Annotated in this window: 19 protein-coding genes and 4 pseudogenes; 14 read left to right on the plus strand and 9 right to left on the minus strand. The window is 69.1% G+C overall.

Annotation, left to right across the window (positions count from 1 at the left end; all coding sequences use genetic code 11):
• The first annotated feature begins 45 nt into the window (after positions 1–45).
• The 4 genes and pseudogenes from HCA58_RS21775 to HCA58_RS23930 all read left to right on the plus strand — a co-directional run bounded on the left by HCA58_RS21775 (position 46) and on the right by HCA58_RS23930 (position 3,272).
• Positions 46–948: an arylamine N-acetyltransferase gene (locus HCA58_RS21775; protein WP_169599773.1), complete on the plus strand. Its 903-nt coding sequence runs from the start codon at positions 46–48 to the stop codon at positions 946–948.
• Positions 949–1,226: 278 nt separating this feature from the next.
• Entirely contained in the window at positions 1,227–1,664 is a 438-nt protein-coding gene (locus HCA58_RS21780) for an FkbM family methyltransferase (RefSeq protein WP_169599775.1), read from the plus strand.
• A pseudogene (locus tag HCA58_RS23925) lies at positions 1,657–2,349 on the plus strand (AMP-binding protein); the annotation flags it as partial. The gene HCA58_RS21780 and the pseudogene HCA58_RS23925, both read left to right, overlap by 8 nt.
• Positions 2,350–2,414: 65 nt before the next feature.
• Positions 2,415–3,272, plus strand: coding sequence for an AMP-binding protein (locus HCA58_RS23930; RefSeq protein ID WP_277351287.1), 858 nt, complete (start codon positions 2,415–2,417; stop codon positions 3,270–3,272).
• A 51-nt stretch (positions 3,273–3,323) separates the two neighbouring features.
• Here the strand turns inward: HCA58_RS23930 and HCA58_RS23250 are convergent, their stop codons facing one another.
• Both HCA58_RS23250 and HCA58_RS23255 read right to left on the minus strand, forming a co-directional pair.
• Positions 3,324–3,719 (minus strand): hypothetical protein, encoded by a 396-nt coding sequence (locus tag HCA58_RS23250; RefSeq protein WP_205809381.1) that lies wholly within the window; start codon positions 3,717–3,719, stop codon positions 3,324–3,326.
• Positions 3,716–4,084 carry a methyltransferase domain-containing protein gene (locus HCA58_RS23255; RefSeq protein ID WP_205809383.1) on the minus strand — a complete coding sequence of 123 codons (369 nt, stop codon included), beginning with the start codon at positions 4,082–4,084 and terminating at the stop codon, positions 3,716–3,718. The genes HCA58_RS23250 and HCA58_RS23255 overlap by 4 nt, the downstream gene beginning before the upstream one ends.
• Before the next feature lie 80 nt (positions 4,085–4,164).
• Here HCA58_RS23255 and HCA58_RS21795 point away from each other — a divergent pair, with 80 nt between their 5' ends.
• Positions 4,165–4,497, plus strand: a complete 333-nt coding sequence (locus HCA58_RS21795; protein ID WP_169599777.1) for a metalloregulator ArsR/SmtB family transcription factor — start codon at positions 4,165–4,167, stop codon at positions 4,495–4,497.
• A 156-nt stretch (positions 4,498–4,653) separates the two neighbouring features.
• On the opposite strand, the pseudogene HCA58_RS23935 reads toward HCA58_RS21795, so the two are convergent.
• Positions 4,654–4,767, minus strand: a pseudogene (locus HCA58_RS23935) (DegT/DnrJ/EryC1/StrS family aminotransferase); the annotation flags it as partial.
• 396 nt (positions 4,768–5,163) lie between these two features.
• Between HCA58_RS23935 and HCA58_RS21805 the strand changes: the two are divergent.
• From HCA58_RS21805 to HCA58_RS21825, 5 genes and pseudogenes are all read left to right on the plus strand, one after another.
• The gene (locus HCA58_RS21805; protein ID WP_169599804.1) at positions 5,164–5,361 is read left to right on the plus strand and encodes a hypothetical protein; all 198 of its coding nucleotides are present in this window, start codon (positions 5,164–5,166) and stop codon (positions 5,359–5,361) included.
• Between the two features lie 186 nt (positions 5,362–5,547).
• Complete coding sequence (locus tag HCA58_RS21810) at positions 5,548–6,117, plus strand: SRPBCC domain-containing protein (RefSeq protein ID WP_169599779.1); 570 nt, start codon at positions 5,548–5,550, stop codon at positions 6,115–6,117.
• Positions 6,118–6,323: 206 nt separating this feature from the next.
• A complete protein-coding gene (locus tag HCA58_RS21815) occupies positions 6,324–7,025 on the plus strand; it encodes a hypothetical protein (protein ID WP_346776078.1) in 702 nt (233 codons plus the stop codon).
• Between the two features lie 4 nt (positions 7,026–7,029).
• Positions 7,030–8,144: pseudogene (locus HCA58_RS21820) on the plus strand (AarF/ABC1/UbiB kinase family protein).
• A 12-nt stretch (positions 8,145–8,156) separates the two neighbouring features.
• Positions 8,157–8,885 (plus strand): winged helix-turn-helix transcriptional regulator, encoded by a 729-nt coding sequence (locus HCA58_RS21825; protein WP_169599783.1) that lies wholly within the window; start codon positions 8,157–8,159, stop codon positions 8,883–8,885.
• A 13-nt stretch (positions 8,886–8,898) separates the two neighbouring features.
• On the opposite strand, the gene HCA58_RS21830 is transcribed toward HCA58_RS21825, so the two are convergent.
• Together HCA58_RS21830 and HCA58_RS21835 are read right to left on the minus strand one after the other, a co-directional pair.
• Positions 8,899–9,513, minus strand: coding sequence for a metallopeptidase TldD-related protein (locus HCA58_RS21830; RefSeq protein WP_169599785.1), 615 nt, complete (start codon positions 9,511–9,513; stop codon positions 8,899–8,901).
• Positions 9,468–9,749 (minus strand): hypothetical protein, encoded by a 282-nt coding sequence (locus HCA58_RS21835; protein WP_169599787.1) that lies wholly within the window; start codon positions 9,747–9,749, stop codon positions 9,468–9,470. Before HCA58_RS21835 ends, HCA58_RS21830 begins: the two co-directional genes overlap by 46 nt.
• 223 nt (positions 9,750–9,972) lie before the next feature.
• Here HCA58_RS21835 and HCA58_RS21840 point away from each other — a divergent pair, with 223 nt between their 5' ends.
• From HCA58_RS21840 to HCA58_RS21850, 3 genes are all read left to right on the plus strand, one after another.
• Positions 9,973–10,263 (plus strand): DUF1778 domain-containing protein, encoded by a 291-nt coding sequence (locus tag HCA58_RS21840; protein WP_169599789.1) that lies wholly within the window; start codon positions 9,973–9,975, stop codon positions 10,261–10,263.
• The gene (locus HCA58_RS21845; protein ID WP_169599791.1) at positions 10,260–10,781 is read left to right on the plus strand and encodes an N-acetyltransferase; all 522 of its coding nucleotides are present in this window, start codon (positions 10,260–10,262) and stop codon (positions 10,779–10,781) included. The genes HCA58_RS21840 and HCA58_RS21845 overlap by 4 nt, the downstream gene beginning before the upstream one ends.
• Positions 10,782–11,397: 616 nt before the next feature.
• Complete coding sequence (locus HCA58_RS21850) at positions 11,398–11,817, plus strand: hypothetical protein (RefSeq protein ID WP_169599793.1); 420 nt, start codon at positions 11,398–11,400, stop codon at positions 11,815–11,817.
• A 221-nt stretch (positions 11,818–12,038) separates the two neighbouring features.
• Here HCA58_RS21850 and HCA58_RS21855 read toward each other — a convergent pair whose 3' ends face one another.
• Positions 12,039–12,458 carry an Lrp/AsnC family transcriptional regulator gene (locus HCA58_RS21855; RefSeq protein ID WP_205809385.1) on the minus strand — a complete coding sequence of 140 codons (420 nt, stop codon included), beginning with the start codon at positions 12,456–12,458 and terminating at the stop codon, positions 12,039–12,041.
• A gap of 143 nt (positions 12,459–12,601) precedes the next feature.
• On the opposite strand from HCA58_RS21855, the gene HCA58_RS21860 reads away from it, so the two are divergent.
• A complete protein-coding gene (locus tag HCA58_RS21860; protein ID WP_169599795.1) occupies positions 12,602–13,234 on the plus strand; it encodes a LysE family translocator in 633 nt (210 codons plus the stop codon).
• A 144-nt stretch (positions 13,235–13,378) separates the two neighbouring features.
• Here the strand turns inward: HCA58_RS21860 and HCA58_RS21865 are convergent.
• The 3 genes and pseudogenes from HCA58_RS21865 to HCA58_RS21875 all read right to left on the minus strand — a co-directional run.
• Positions 13,379–13,486 (minus strand): annotated as a pseudogene (locus tag HCA58_RS21865) (IS5/IS1182 family transposase); the annotation flags it as partial.
• A gap of 192 nt (positions 13,487–13,678) precedes the next feature.
• A complete protein-coding gene (locus tag HCA58_RS21870; RefSeq protein ID WP_169599797.1) occupies positions 13,679–14,137 on the minus strand; it encodes a hypothetical protein in 459 nt (152 codons plus the stop codon).
• The gene (locus tag HCA58_RS21875) at positions 14,134–14,427 is read right to left on the minus strand and encodes a hypothetical protein (RefSeq protein ID WP_169599799.1); all 294 of its coding nucleotides are present in this window, start codon (positions 14,425–14,427) and stop codon (positions 14,134–14,136) included. Before HCA58_RS21875 ends, HCA58_RS21870 begins: the two co-directional genes overlap by 4 nt.
• Positions 14,428–14,575: the final 148 nt, after the last annotated feature.

Consider the following 14,575-nt stretch of genomic DNA (forward strand, 5'->3'; position numbering starts at 1 on the left):
GGCCCAACATGATGGAGGTACCGCCGTGGGTGAGGGGGAGTGAGCATGCCGGACATCGGGACCTTCGGTTCCGCGTACGCGCAGACCGGTCGACTCGGCACGTACCTGAGCCGGCTCGGGGTCGATCACCCCGGAACGCCGTCCGTGGACGGACTGCGGCAGCTGCACCGGGCACACGTGGAGCGGGTGCCGTACGAGGTGCTCGACATCCAGGCGGGGATCGCGACGCCGGTCGACCCGGACGGGTGCGCGGCCCGGGTGGAACGGGGCCGCGGCGGCTACTGCGTCCAGCTCAACAGCGCCTTCCACCACCTGCTGACCGGCCTCGGCTACCAGGTGACCATGCACCGCGCCGGGGTGCAGGCGGCACCGGCCGCGCCGCCGGTCTCGCCGGACGATCCGGCACCGCACCTCGCCCTGTCCGTCTGGCTCGACGGGCAGGATTGGTTCGTCGACGTCGGTCTCGGCGACGGCCTGCACGAGCCGCTGCCCTGGCAGGCCGGGACCTATCGGCAGGGCCCGTTCACGTTCCGGTTGTCGCCGTCCGCGGCCGGTCCGCCCGGGTGGCGCTTCGACCGGGCGCCGCGCGGCGCCATCGCCGGGCTCGACATCGCCACCGCCCCGGCGACCACCGCCGATTTCGCGGCCTGGCACGAGTTCCTGAGCACCTCCCGGGAGTCGCGGCTGGTGCGGGTGGTGGCGGTGATGCGGCGTGACGCGGGTGGTTCGGACGTCCTGCAGGGATGCATGCTGCGCCGGATCGGGGAGCGGACGGAGTCGGAACGCGAGATCACCTCGATGGCGCAGTGGTACGGCGTGCTGACCGAGAAGTTCGGTCTCCGCCTGGATGGTCTCGACGAGCAGCAGCGCAACGAGCTGTGGACCCGCGTGCGTGCGGCGCACGACCGGTGGCTGGCGAGCGGGCGGAACCGGCGTACCGATGCCTGATTCCGCCCCAGTGCGCTCGCCGGCGGCTTCGTACGTCCGATGGGAGGATCAGCTCCAGGGTCTGCTCGACGACCTGTGCCTGCCGGCGCTCGGCATCGTGCAGGTCGGCGCGCACACCGGGCAGGAGATCGCGGCGCTGACCCGCTGCGGGTTCCGCCGGCTGGTGCTGATCGAACCCAACCCGGACCACCACGCCGCGCTCGCCGCCAAGCTGCGCCTTCACCACGTCGCCGCCGGTCTGCGGCCCTCCGGCGGGCGGGCGCCGGCCGCGCGAGATCGTGCGCGCCGCCGCCGGCCGGGTCCGCGGGCGCACCGTCCTGCACATCACCGAATTCGACCAGCAGGCCAGCCCGCTGCCGCCGCTGCCGCCGATCTCCGTGGTGCGTCAGGTCCCGGTGGACGTGGTGCCGGTCCGCGATGTGCAGGCCGGGTGCAACGTGATTGTGGTCGACGCCCAAGGCGCGGAACTCGACGTCCTCGCCGGCACCGACCTTGACCAGCTGGACCTGGCGGTGATCGAGGGCAGCGCCCGGGCCCGCTACCGCGGCGGGGCCACCATGCGGGGGATCGCCGACCACATGGGCAGCCGCGGCTGGCGGCCGGTCGCGGGCTGGGCACACGCCCGGCCCGAGGTGTCGGACGTGGCGTGGCTGGCGCCGCACGCCCGGCGGCATGAGCGGCCGCCCCGGCATGATCAGAAGAGCAATGATGGCTGAGGTTCCGTCCGCGCACGTCGACACGTTCTGCCGGGACCGGCTGCCCGCGCCGGAGCAGCCACCGGAGTTCCGCTTCGACCTGCCCGAGCTGGACTATCCGGAGCTGCTCAACTGCACCGAACTACTGCTCGACGAGATCGTGTGCCGCTACGGCCCGGACCGGGTCTGCCTGCGCACGCCGGACGAGGTGTGGACGTACGGCGAGCTGCGGCACCGGGCCGCCCAGGTGGCCGAGGTGCTGACCGAGGACGCCGGGCTGGTGCCGGGCAACCGGGTGCTGCTGCGCGGGCCGAACACCCCGTGGCTGGTGGCCGCGTGGTTCGGCGTGCTGCGCGCCGGCTGCGTGGCAGTGACCACGATGCCGATGCTGCGCACGCGCGAGATTGAGGCGCTGGCCGCGGTGACCGAACCGGCGCTGGCGCTGTGCGAGCACCGGTTTACCGGCGACCTGCTGGCCCGCCGGACGCCGGGCGTCCACGGCGGCGACCGCCCGGACGACCTGGTCGCCCGTTGCGCCGCCAAGTCCGGCACGTTCCCGCCGGTGCCCACCCGGGCCGACGACGTGGCCCTGCTGGCGCCGACCTCGGGCACCACCGGCCAGCCCAAGGTGACCGCGCACTTCCATCGCGACGTGCTGGCCAACGCCGACACGTTCTCCCGGCACGTGCTGCGGCCCCGCCCGGACGACGTATTCACCGGGAGCCCGCCGATCGGTTTCACCTTCGGACTGGGTGGCCTGGTGGTATTCCGATGCGGGTCGGCGCGTCGGCGCTGTTGCTGGAGAAGGTGCCACCGCCGCGGCTGGCCGACCTGGCCGCCGAGCACAGCGCGACGATCCTGTTCACTGCCCCGGCCGGCTACCGCTCGATGCTGGCCGCCGGCCGCGCGCCCCAGCTGGCCCGGCTGCGCCGCTGCGTGTCGGCCGGTGAGCACCTGCCCCGGACGGTCTATGAGGACGTGCTGCGCCGGACCGGCATCCGGGTCATCGACGGCATCGGCTCGACCGAGATGGTGCACATCTTCATCGCGTCTGCGGACGACGACATCCGTCCGGGCGCGACCGGGCGGCCGGTGCCCGGATACCAGGCGGCGGTGCTTGACGAGCACGGCGACCCGGTCCCGGACGGGGCGGCGGGACGGCCGGCCGTGCGGGGGCCCACCGGGTGCCGCTACCTGGACGATCCGCGCCAGAGCACGTACGTGCGGGACGGCTGGAACCTCACCGGTGACGTGTTCGTCCGCGACGCCGAGGGCTACTACTGGTTCCAGGCCCGGCACGACGACATCATCATCTCGGCCGGCTACAAAATCGCCGGGCCCGAGGTGGAGGAGGTGCTGCTCACCCACGCCGGTGTGCGGGAGGCGGCGGTGGTGGGCGCGCCGGATCCGGTGCGCGGAACCGTGGTCAAGGCGTTCGTGGTGCTCGACGAGGCGCTGTCGGGAGACGAGCGGATGGCTGGGGAGCTGCGCGAACTGGTCCGCGCGACGATCGCCGGATACAAGTGCCCGCGGCAGATCGAGTTCGTGTCGATGCTGCCGCACACCAGCACGGGCAAGGTGCAGCGGGGAGTGTTGCGCGAGCTGGGGACGGCGCTGCCCACCGGCTGAGCCGGGGCGCGGGCCCGATCGGCGGGCGCACCCACCGGCCGAGCTTTGCGGTCACCGCTGCCGGACGCCGACGAGCAGGCCGCGGCCGGTGCTGGTCATCGTCACCCCCGGGTCGGCCAGGTACTCCACCTCGCAGCCGGCCCGCTCGAACGCCGCGCGGTACTCCGCCTCGGTGAACAGGGTGAACCGCTGGACGTGGACAAAACTGCGGATCCCGGTGGCGTCGGCTGTCGAGTAGTGCGCCTCCAACCGGGCCGTGCCCTGGTCCAGGGTTGTGCGGACCAGGCGTACGACGGTCTGCCCGTCCCGTTCGGCGACATCGTGCCCGATGTGCCCGTCGAGGAACTGCTCGGGGAACCACCACGGTTCGGCGACCAGCACGCCGCCGATCGGCAGGTGCGCGGTGAGGGCGGCCACCGCGGTGTCCAGCTCGGTCGTCGAGGTCATGTAGCCCAGGGTGCTGAACAGTGAGCAGATGGCGTCGAAGGTCCGGCCCAGGGTGAGATCGCGCATGCGCCGTCGTGGATGGGCACCCCGGGCAGCTTGGCCCGGGCCACCGCCCGCATGTCGGCCGAGATGTCCACGCCCTCGACCTCGGCGAACAGGTGGCGCCAGGTGACCAGGTGCTCGCCCGTGCCGCAGTCGACGTCGAGCAGCGAGGCGGCGCCGGGCCGGCGAGCCCGGATCACGTCGGCGATCTCCTGTGCCTCGGCCGCGAAGTCCTTGCCCCGGCTGGTGTAGACCAGGTCGTAGACGCGGCTCAGCGGGCCTGTGTAGTGGCTGTAGTCGAGCCGGTCGGCGGCAACGGTCATGTCTTCTCCACTTTAAGATGCGGAAGTGACGGACGGATATGAGCCTTTGCTTATATTCCCCGGGGCTTGTATAATGAAGTGTGCACGCGTTCGAGGTACTCGGTGATCCGGTCCGGCGCCGCATTCTGGAGTTGCTGGCCGAGGGGGCGCAGCGCTCCGGCGTGCTCAGCGACATTCTGCGCCGCGAGTTCGGCATCTCCCAGCCCGGTGTCTCGCAGCACCTGCGGATCCTCCGTGAGTACGGCCTGACCAGCGTCCGAGCCGAGGGCACCCGGCGGGTCTACTCGATCCGGTCGGCGCCGCTGGAGGAGATCGACGCCTGGCTGGATCAGTTCCGCGGGTTCTGGGTCCAGCACCTGCAGGCACTGTCCGCTGAGGCCGATCACCGGGACGGGGACGGCGCCGCGCGCTGAGCGCACCGTGCGCATGAACCCCGTCCGGTCCTCCACCAGCAGGGGATAGAGCCAGAACGACGACTCGTGACCGTCCTCGCGCACCGTGGTGCGCAGGCCGGTGATCCCGGCGAGCTGCTCGTCGTAGAAGGCGGCGTGCACCCGGTCCGCGCGCCGGTCGATGCCCAGCCAACGCAGCAGCCGCGCCCGCTCGCACATCCGCTGGTCGGGCAGCGTGATCATGCCGCCCCTGCTGCACGTCAGGTGTTTGAGCGCGTGGAAGCTGTAGACCGCGAGGTTGCCGTCGTTCCGCGTTGGCCGCTCCGATCGAACGGGTCACCGAACGGCTGCTGGACGGGCTGGCCGCGTTCGGTGGCGAACAGGTCGACTTCATCGCCGAGTTCGCCGCCAGGCTGCCGATCGCGGTGATCAGCGAGCTGCTGGGCGTCCCGGAACGCGACCACGCGTGGTTCCGGGACGTGGCGTCGCGGGTCTCCACGGCACTGGAGGGCATCACCGGCACCGGGGAACGGCTCAGTCACGACGAGATGGTCGGCAACATGATGCTGATGCTGACCGCCGGGTTCGAGACGACCACGTTTCTCCTGGGCCACTGTCAGCTGCTCGCGCTGGAGCGTCCGCACCTGCTCACCCGGCTGCGAGAGGACCAGGAAACCGTTCGTCCCGCTGAGCTTCGGGTCCGGTGGTCACTACTGCCTGGGCGCGCCACTGTCCCGGCTGGAGGCCCGGATCGCGTTGCCCCGTCTGCTGTCCCGCTTCCCTGGGCTCGCGATGGCCGCGCCACCGGTGCGGCGAGACGCCTGGATCGGCCGATGGCCTGGACCGTTTCCCGATCGCGTTGAAGTCGACCGCCTGAGTGGTTGAGTTGACGCGACCGCATGGCGCATTGCCACATGAAATTGAAGACGACGGAGGGGTCCCCTTCCTCCGCGGCGGTTAGGAAATCAACTGTTCAAGAATTTCAGATGCCGCTTATATAGCTGAGGTGTGGTACCTTGGGTCGGTCGCTAGCACAGTGGAGTCTCCTCTGCCGGAAAGGACCCTAGATCCATGACTGACACCGCCACTTGGCTGAAGACCATCCACCGGGAGGTCGACGCCGAGGACACGGATGCCGGCCGTTCGCGCACGGTGAAGCTGAGCCGCACGTTCGCCGCCCCGGTCGACGACATCTGGGACGCGATCACCAATCCGGAGCGACTCGCCCGCTGGTTCTACCCGATCAGCGGCGACCTGCGTGTCGGCGGCAAGTACGCCCTTGATGGCAACGCCTCGGGCGAGATCATGAAGTGCGACAAGCCCAGCGCCCTCTCGTTGACCTGGGAATACGGCGGTGGTGGCTCGTCCGACCTGGACATCACCCTGCGCCCGTCCGCTGGCGGTGGCACCGTGGTCGACCTTCAGCACACCGCCATCCTGCCGTTCGACGACGAAACCTGGGCGGCCGGCATCGGCCAGTTCGCGCCGGGCTGGGACCACGGCTTCAGCCGGCTCGACGACTACCTCAAGGGTGAGTTGGCCGAGGACGACTCGCCCAACGAGCTGTCTCCCGCGGCCCAGGAGCTGTGGGCGCAGGCCGGTGCCCAGTGGTCCGAGGCGGTGCGGATTTGGCGTAGCTGAGCGCCCGGACCGGCATTCTCGACCGGCTCGTCACTCCGGCCCCGCGGCCGGTGGGTGGCGGGCCGGTTCCGTCGTCCGGCTGGTTGTGGCCGCGGCGAGGGTTCTCGCGTGGTCCGGTCCACTTGATGTTGGTCTAGTTGCCCACGTCGAGGTCATGGACGCGATGGCAACCGGCTCGCTAAGAATACATGTAGCTAACTGGCCCGGTGGGCCGATGCCGGCACCGTCGACCCGACAGGGGCACTCGATGTCCGTACTCACCGACGAGATCCGCGCCGACTTCCCTGTCCTCGCGGGACATCCCGGTACGTGCCCTCAAACTCTGCGGTCGCACCTGGTCCGGCGATTTCCTCTGGTTCTCCGAGGCGGTCAGCAACCAGCTCATCGCGTTGGACCCGCACACCGGTGAGGTCGAGCGCCGCCTGCCCTGTCCCGGGGTGCGCACGGACCTGACCACGATGGACGGCCTGCTCATCCAGGTGGTCGGCGAGGAGCGCCGCCTGCGGGTGCTGGCACCGCATTCCGGCAACTGCATCGGCGAGATGCCGAACCCGCGCCCCGGGCATCTGCTGTCCGGATTGGAGGCGACCCGGGACGGGATCTGGTTTGGGTACGAGGATCTGCGCCTGGTCGAACTGAGGGACAAGCGCACCTTCGACCTGATCGACGTGTTCCGGGTCCGGTTTCCGATCGCCGGGCTGACCGTCTCCGACGACTACCTGGCATACGCTGATCATCGCGCCGGCACGGTCAACATGTTCGACCTCCAGGGCGGCCGCGACGTCGCGTCCTACTCGGTGGCCGGCAGCCCGACCGGTGTCACCTGGGACGGCCGGGCCATCTGGTACTGCGACTTCACCACCCTGCGATTTCGGGCCATCGAGGTGCCCGGCATCACGAAGGGCTGACGAGATGGCCGGCCGAGCAGTGCTGACCGCCCGTACCGTGCATGTCGCCGCCGTCACCACCACCGTGCTCGTCCCGGCCGCGACCGGTGCGCTGGCCCGCGCGGTGTTTCGCGGCCGCCCGGCCGCCCGGCGCTACGTCTACCGCCGCCTGGTGCATCTGGCCATCCGGCTGGGCCCGACGTTCCGGTGCCGGTGGCCAGCGGCAGCGTCGCATGCGTGTACCGGGCGACGCTGCACGACGGCAGCGCGGTGGCGGTCAAACTGCGGCGGCCCGAGGCCGAACGGCTGATGAACCTGGACGTCGAGGTGTTCCGCCGGAGCGCGAACCTGCTTGCCCGGATGCCGGTGGCGCGGGACCTGCCGGTGGTCGACGTAGTCTCCCACATGGGTTCGGCGGTACTCGGCCAGCTCGACTTCACCCGGGAGGCGGACAATCTGCGCCGGTTGCGGGAGAACCTCGCGGTCGTCCCCCGGGTCCGGGTGCCCAAGACGTACCCGGAGGCGTGCCGGCCGCGGTCGATCGTGGTGGAGTTTGTGCCAGGTCTGGAGGCCGGCGTCGCCGCTCGCTGCACCCCAAACGCGCGCAAGCAGTTCGGCGTGTCCGCGTTGACCTCTATCTACCAGATGTTCTTCGTGGATGGTTTCGTGCACTGCGACATGCACCCCGGCAACCTGTACTGCACCGATCGGTACCAGGTGGTGGTGCTCGACGCCGGCTTCAGCGTGCAGCTGACCGACCGGCTCCGACGGCTGTTCGCCGAGTTCTTCCTCAACATGGCGATCGGCCGCGGCGACCGCTGCTCGGAGATCGTCCTGGAGAGCGCGGCCGGACTGCGGCCGGACGCCGACCCGGACGCGTTCTGGGAGCGGATGGCCGATCTCGTCCACCGTAACCACGGCCTGCCGGCCCGTGAGTTCAGCCTGATGGCGTTCGCCGCCGAGATGTTCGACCTGCAACGCAGGTTCGGTGTGCACGCTGCTCCGGAGCTAATCTTCCCGCTGCTGTCACTACTGGTGATCGAAGGTACTGTGCGTGAACTCGACCCCGAGATCGACTTCCAGGAAACCGCGAAACCCGTACTCAACCGAGGGCTTTTCGGGCGGCGCAAGGCCGCCTGAGGGGCTACGACCATGAACCCGAAGACTAACGGTTACGACAGTGGGGTGACGAGGACAGAATCAGGTGCGCGACGCACCTACAACCAGTACTGCGGGCTCGCCTCGGCACTCGACGTGTTGGGCGAGCGATGGACGCTGCTCATCATCCGGGAGCTCCTGATGGGCCCCCGCCGGTACAGCAGTCTCCTGGCCGACCTGCCCGGCGTCGGCACCAACCTCCTGGCCGAGCGGCTCAAGTCGATGACCGAACGCGGCCTGGTGCGCCAGGTCCAGTCGGACAGCGGCGCCCGCATGTCCTACGCGCTCACCGAGGTCGGGCAGGAGTTGCGCCCGATGGTGCTCGGCCTGGCCAAGTGGGGCATGGAGTTCGTCGGGCCGTACTCCCCGGGCGAGGTGGTCCGGCCGCACTGGGGCTTCCTCGCGGTCGAGGCGATGTTCCAGCCCGACAAGGTGCCCGACCGGGACGAGCAGTACCAGTTCGAGGTGGACGACCAGGTCTTCCACGTCGACGTCCGGGACGGCAGGGCGCACGCGATGAAGGGGCCGGCCGACGCACCGGCCATGATCGCCACGGTCGACGCGGCGACCTTCATCGAGATCGGCACCGGTCGTAAGACACCGCTCGCCGCGATGGTCACCGGCAAGCTCAAGCTCGACGGCGACATCGAGGCGGTCCTGCGCTGCTGCGACCTGATAGGGCTGGAGACCGGCGCGCTGCGCTCGCACGCGACGGCCGGCTGACCGACGCTGCCCGTTACGCCGCGACACCGGCGTCCGCCCTCCGCAAGCCGGGGATGCGCAGGGCCGGCATCGCTGTACGGGTGTCCTGGTGGCCGTACTCGCGCGGCAGCGCCGGCACGGTGACTCCCGCCTCCCGTGCCTGCCCGAGTACGGTCAGCGGGCTGGTGTAGACCCGGAAGTCAGGGACCACGCCGCGGATCCGCCCGTCCTCGATCAGGTGCACGCCGTCACGGGTCAGCCCGGTCAGCTGGAGCCGGACCGGATCCACCGGACGCAGGTACCACAGCGCGGTGATCAGGATCCCGCGCCGGGTCGACGCGACCATATCGGCCAGCGACGCGCCGGTCCCGCCGGTGAGCACCAGATTGCCGACGCGTGGCGCCACCGTGGTGCCGGAGTCCGGCCCGGTGCGCCGGTGGCCCACGAGCGTGCGCAGCTCACCCCGGGTGATCCAGCCGGTCCGGGTGAGGCTCAGCCCGTTGTCCGGCACCGGGGCGGCGGCGTCGCCGGTTGCCACCACGAACGGCTCACACTCCAGGCCCGGCTCGTTCGGGTCGCTGTACAGGTCGAGCGGCAGCGGGCTCAGCCGCTCGCCGATCCGGGTCCGCCCCGCACCGGCCGCGAACACGCCGCGGCCCTCCAGGGCGTCCGAGGCACCGCGTGCCGCCGCCGGGCGCCACCCGTGGAGGCCAGGTAGACGGTCCGGGCCTGCTCCTCGGCGAACCCGTATCGGCGCAGGCCGTCGCGGCGGGCGGCGGCGAACCCCGCGGCCAACTGCCCGGCGAACGACGCGATCCGCCCCGGATCGGCTGCGGTCGGTGGGCGGGTCCAGTCGTCGTCCGGCGCGGGGGCGGGCAGCGCCACCGGCTCGGGCCCGGCGCTGCCGGGAGGTCCCTGGGCCCGGCACGCGGCCTCGATGACGAGCGAGCAGCAGCCGAAGCCACGACCTGCCGTTGCAGTATTAGCGCGTGCGCGCGGCCCGGCTCTGCCGGTCCAGCCTTGATTTGCGTAAAGCAGTTTGGACCAGGCTCCGATTCGATGTCCCTCCGCCAGCCTGGCTGGTGCACGTTGTGCGTACACTCGGGTGATGGAGGCGAAGGCGGAGCGGTTGCACCTGCGGGTGGATGCCGCGCAGAAGGCGTTGTTGGAGGCGGCCAGTCAGGCTGCGGGGGCGAGCGTGTCGACGTTCGTGCTCAAGGCGGCCACGGAGGCCGCGGCTGACGTGCTGGCGGACCGGCGAGTTTTCCTGCTGGATGAGGATGCCTGGCGGGTGTTCGATGCCGCGTTGGAGCGCCCGGAACAAGAGGTTGCCGGTCTGCGAGAGTTGCTGAGCGGGCCGACGGTCCTGGATGCCGCGCCCGGCGGGGTGCGCGAGTGAGCTCTCGATTCTCGCCGGTCGAGCCGCTGACCGCCGCGCATGTGACAGCCGGGTTCGACTGCGGATCGCCGGCTCAGTCCGTCTGGCTGGCCGAGCACGCCTTGCAGGCGCACCGCGCGGGCCTGTCGCGGGTGTACGCCGTCGCCGACGTCGAGCACCCGCAGCGGCGAGTGGTGGGCTACTACGCCCTCGCAGCCGGCAGCGTCGCGCCGGTGGACGCCTCACCACGGCGGCGGCAAGGCGCTGGCCGCTACCACCAGCCGGTGGTGATCCTGACCCGGCTCGGCGTCGACCGTGCCGTCCAGGGTGCCGGTCTCGGGCGGGCCCTGGCGGTCGACGCCCTTCGCCGGATCGCGGTGGCTGCCGAGGTCATCGGGGTGCGGGCGGTGCTCATCCACTGTGAATCCGATGCCGCCCGAGACTTCTACCTGCGCCTGGCGAAGTTCGAGCCGAGCCCCACCGACCCGATGCATCTGCTGCTGTTAATGAAGGACCTCCGCCGGGCGCTCGCCGGGTGAATTTCGGCGCCTGGCCGGACGTGGACGTGTGCCCACGCTGCCGTCAGCGTTGCCGTCAACGGCGAGCACCGTCGAGGCCGGGCGTGAGGGCGTTTCGCAGAAGCGCAGGTCAGCGGCTGGGCAGGACAGGCCACGCTCTGTAATCGACCGCGCATATCCCACACGTACTATGTACTCGCCGGCAACACCACTGCTCGTACACAACTGCGGCTTCACCGATGCTGTACATAGCGAGTACGGGAGAATCACCACGCCAGGGTCATCGGACTACCGTTCTATCAGCAAGCGAGGGCCAGTGCTGACGGGCGTCAAGGACGAGGCTACCGGTGATGTTGTCGCGTCGCTCAACCATGGAACTGCGATCGACAATTTGCACCCCAGTCTTGCTGCGCGATTGGGTCCGGATGTTGGATCTCTACACCCCGGTGGGTCGGGAATTCATGGTGCAGTCCACGGTCTCAATGAATTGCTCTGGAGACGAGAGTCGGCGGGGCTGAGTACTCAGATGGACGACAGTTTTAGTTTCTATAGCGTCAGGCTGCGAGGGCGCAACAAGGAATGCCAATTCCGCCGCGTTTCGTCTGCTCTCGGCTCACTCCCTAGTTGTAGGTAAACCATGAATGATGGCAAAAAGTCGCAACCACATCGCGTGCCGGACGAGTTGCTAGACTACAACGAGGAACTCTTTTACACCTATAATGGCGACAGCTTCACAGGGATCGGTTACGCGGACGTGCCTGGTTGTGGCCTTTCGGAGATATCGTATGTGGATGGGGCGCAGGATGGAGCGGCTCGTGATTGGTATCTATCCGGTCAGTTGAAGTATGAAGCGAACTACAAGCTGAATGCCCGCCACGGCGTAACGCGGGAGTTCCGTGAAGACGGGTCCCTGGCCCTGGAGATGACCTACGACCATGGTGTGCTTCTTTGGTCGGTCAAATATGACGGTCAAGGAAAAGTTGCGGATCACTATGAGATCTCCGAGGATGATCCCAAACTTTTGCAGCTGAAGCGTCACCGGGAGTACGGTGGCTAGCGAGTTCGGGGGTTCGGAAACCGGGCTGGCGGCAGATTAAAGTGTGTCGCGAGATCCAGACATATCCGAAGCTCTACGCCAGCAGGCGGCGTTAAGCAGTAAAGTCGACATCGCTAGCAGTTTGGTCACTGTTTCCGAGTCGGTGGCCGGCCTGGATGTATGGTCAGGTTGTGTCGGGTTCGAGTGTCAGTCCCAGTATCCGGTCAGATTGAGTCGGACCGTCAGCCGGGCAGGGGGCGCTCGGCGACGACGTTCTTCATGACCAGCGTCGAGTTCAGGCCCTGGACACCGGGCAGGGTGGCCAGCACGTCGTCCTCGAGCCGCTGGTATGCGCCTAGATCGGCGGTGGCGATCCGAAGGAGATAGTCGGGGTCACCGAAGAGGCGCTGCGCCTGGAGCACGTTCGGGACCTGCATCACGGCCGCCTCGAAGGCCAGCAGCGTCTCGCGGTCCTCCTGCCGCATCGTGACGAAGAGCAGCGCCTCGAAGGTCAGGCCCACCGCGGTCGGGTCGACCACGGCGCGGTAGCCGCGGATGACGCCGGACCGCTCCAGTTCCCGCACCCGGCGGTGGCACGGAGAGACGCTCAGTCCCACCCGCGCGGCGAGGTCGGTGACGGTGAGACGGCCGTCCGCCTGCAACTCGGCAAGAATTTCCGATCAATGCGGTCCACGGAGCAGATCCTTCCACAGGAGGCCACGAAGATTGGTAAACCAGGGACCATTTCGCGGGTCATCACGAATAGTGTCACCAACGGCATCTGCTGATTGGAAAGGGCCGTGCTGTGGCTGTTGCTTCCGTGCTCGCCTTCTGGACCGTCGCGATCCTGCTCATCATCGTGCCGGGCGCCGACTGGGCCTTCACGATCGGTGCGGCGGTGCGGGGCCGCCCGGTGGCGGCCGCCGTCGGCGGGCTCGTGATCGGCTACACCGCGATGACCGCCGTGGTCGCCGCAGGCATCGGCACCCTGCTCGCCGGCACCCCCGCCGTCCTGACCACCCTCACGGTCCTCGGCGGCGCCTACCTCGTCTGGCTGGGCGTCAAGACGCTGCACAGGCCCTCGACCGGACCGAACGGGCCAGACGTGCCCGGACGGAACGCGCTTGCGCGTACCGGTCGTGCGACCCTGTTGAGGGGCATCGGCGTCAGTGGTCTCAACCCCAAGGCGCTGCTGCTGTTCGTGGCCCTACTGCCGCAGTTCGCCAACCCCCGCTGGGAGTGGCCCCTCACGGTGCAGCTGGCCCTGCTCGGAATGCTCTTCACCGCCACCTGCGGCGTCTTCTACGCCGTGATGGGGCTGTTCGCCCGCACGGTGCTCGACACGCGACCCAGGGCGGCCCGGGCCGTCAGCTGCGTCTCAGGAGCCGGCATGGTGCTCATCGGGCTCGGGCTGCTCGCCGAACACCTCCTGGGATGAACGGCTCGTCGCAATCCGCACGCGCCGGAACTTGCGGCATGGTCTGCGAGAACGGGGCGGGATGACGAGCTGCGGCGATCCTGGGTCGACGACGTGACCGCTCTGGATCCGAGTATTTCGACGAGATCCAGAAGTGAGCACTTTTCATCCTGCGTAGCGGTTGGCTTCGACGTGGTGCAGAACGAGGATGGCCTGCACGATCGGGGTCGCTCGACGTGGACAGCAACGCAGCTTGTTCAGGATCTTCCGAGTCGATGGACATCAGGCGCGGCGGGAGCCGGAATCACGTATTGCGTGCCGATGCTGTGCCCGCTGGCCGGGGGTTCGGCCGGTTCCCGGCCGGGTGGTGCTTGGCCAGTGGCGCGGAGCGCCTGGGGCGTTACGGTCGCGAAGTGGGCGATGCAGGGTCTCCGACTGTCGATCTTAGATTCCTGCGGCTGGTCCCTACGGGAGGAGGTCGAGTGCCCACAGCACTCCGAAACCGATCCCGGTGAAGGCGCTGGCCACGACGACCAAGACGAACGGACCGACGATGTCGCGGATCAGGGTGCCCACCGGGGCCGGCCTTGGTAGCAGCTCGATCTGGCCGCTCGGGAGGTGCCGGCGGACGAGGACGCGCTCGCCGACCCGCCCCGGGTTCCAGACCCCGTTGTCGATGGTGCACGTGAAGTCAGGGCCCTCCACGTGCGCCGTCCAGAGGGTGTTGGATTCGGCGTCGTAGCGGCCGACCTTGTCGGTCAGCACCGCCCACGTGTCCTCCCCGAACAACCTGAGCTGCCAGGACCGCCAGAGCATGAGCACGGCCTGCGCGGTCTGCCAGACGCCGATGAGGAAAAGGAGGCTGCCACCGACACCGATCAGCCACCGGTCGGTGTCGCTGTCACGCGAGGCCAGACGGGTCACGACGCCAGCGAGCACGACCGCAGCCATTGCGCAGCCGACCAGCCGAGGCAGGCTTCGAGGCTTCCCCACGCGCCCAGCATCTCCCACGGCGTCAACCGGGATATCACCGGATCCGAGGGCGTGGCTCTCCAGGATGTGGCATGGGATGTCGTACGTATCCAGCTTGAGGTTGCCGGTTCGGGTAGCCACGGCCGGGTGGTGAACAGTTGTTCGAGCACGTCGAGGGCGGGGGCCAACTGCAGGTAGCGGATCGTCTGCCCGTAGCGGGTCTTGCGAGTCGACGCCTTCACGCAATGCTGCGTAGCTTAAGTTGATCCTGGGGTGTGGTCTGCGGTTGTGTGGATGCTGTCGGGTGGTGCGGCGTGGCGGGCTGCGGGCCGACGGGGTTGGCTGTTCTGATTCCGGGTCATGTCGGTGGATGCGGTGGTGCGGCCGGAC

Source organism: Micromonospora sp. HNM0581 (genome assembly GCF_012726175.1).
GTDB lineage: Bacteria > Actinomycetota > Actinomycetes > Mycobacteriales > Micromonosporaceae > Micromonospora.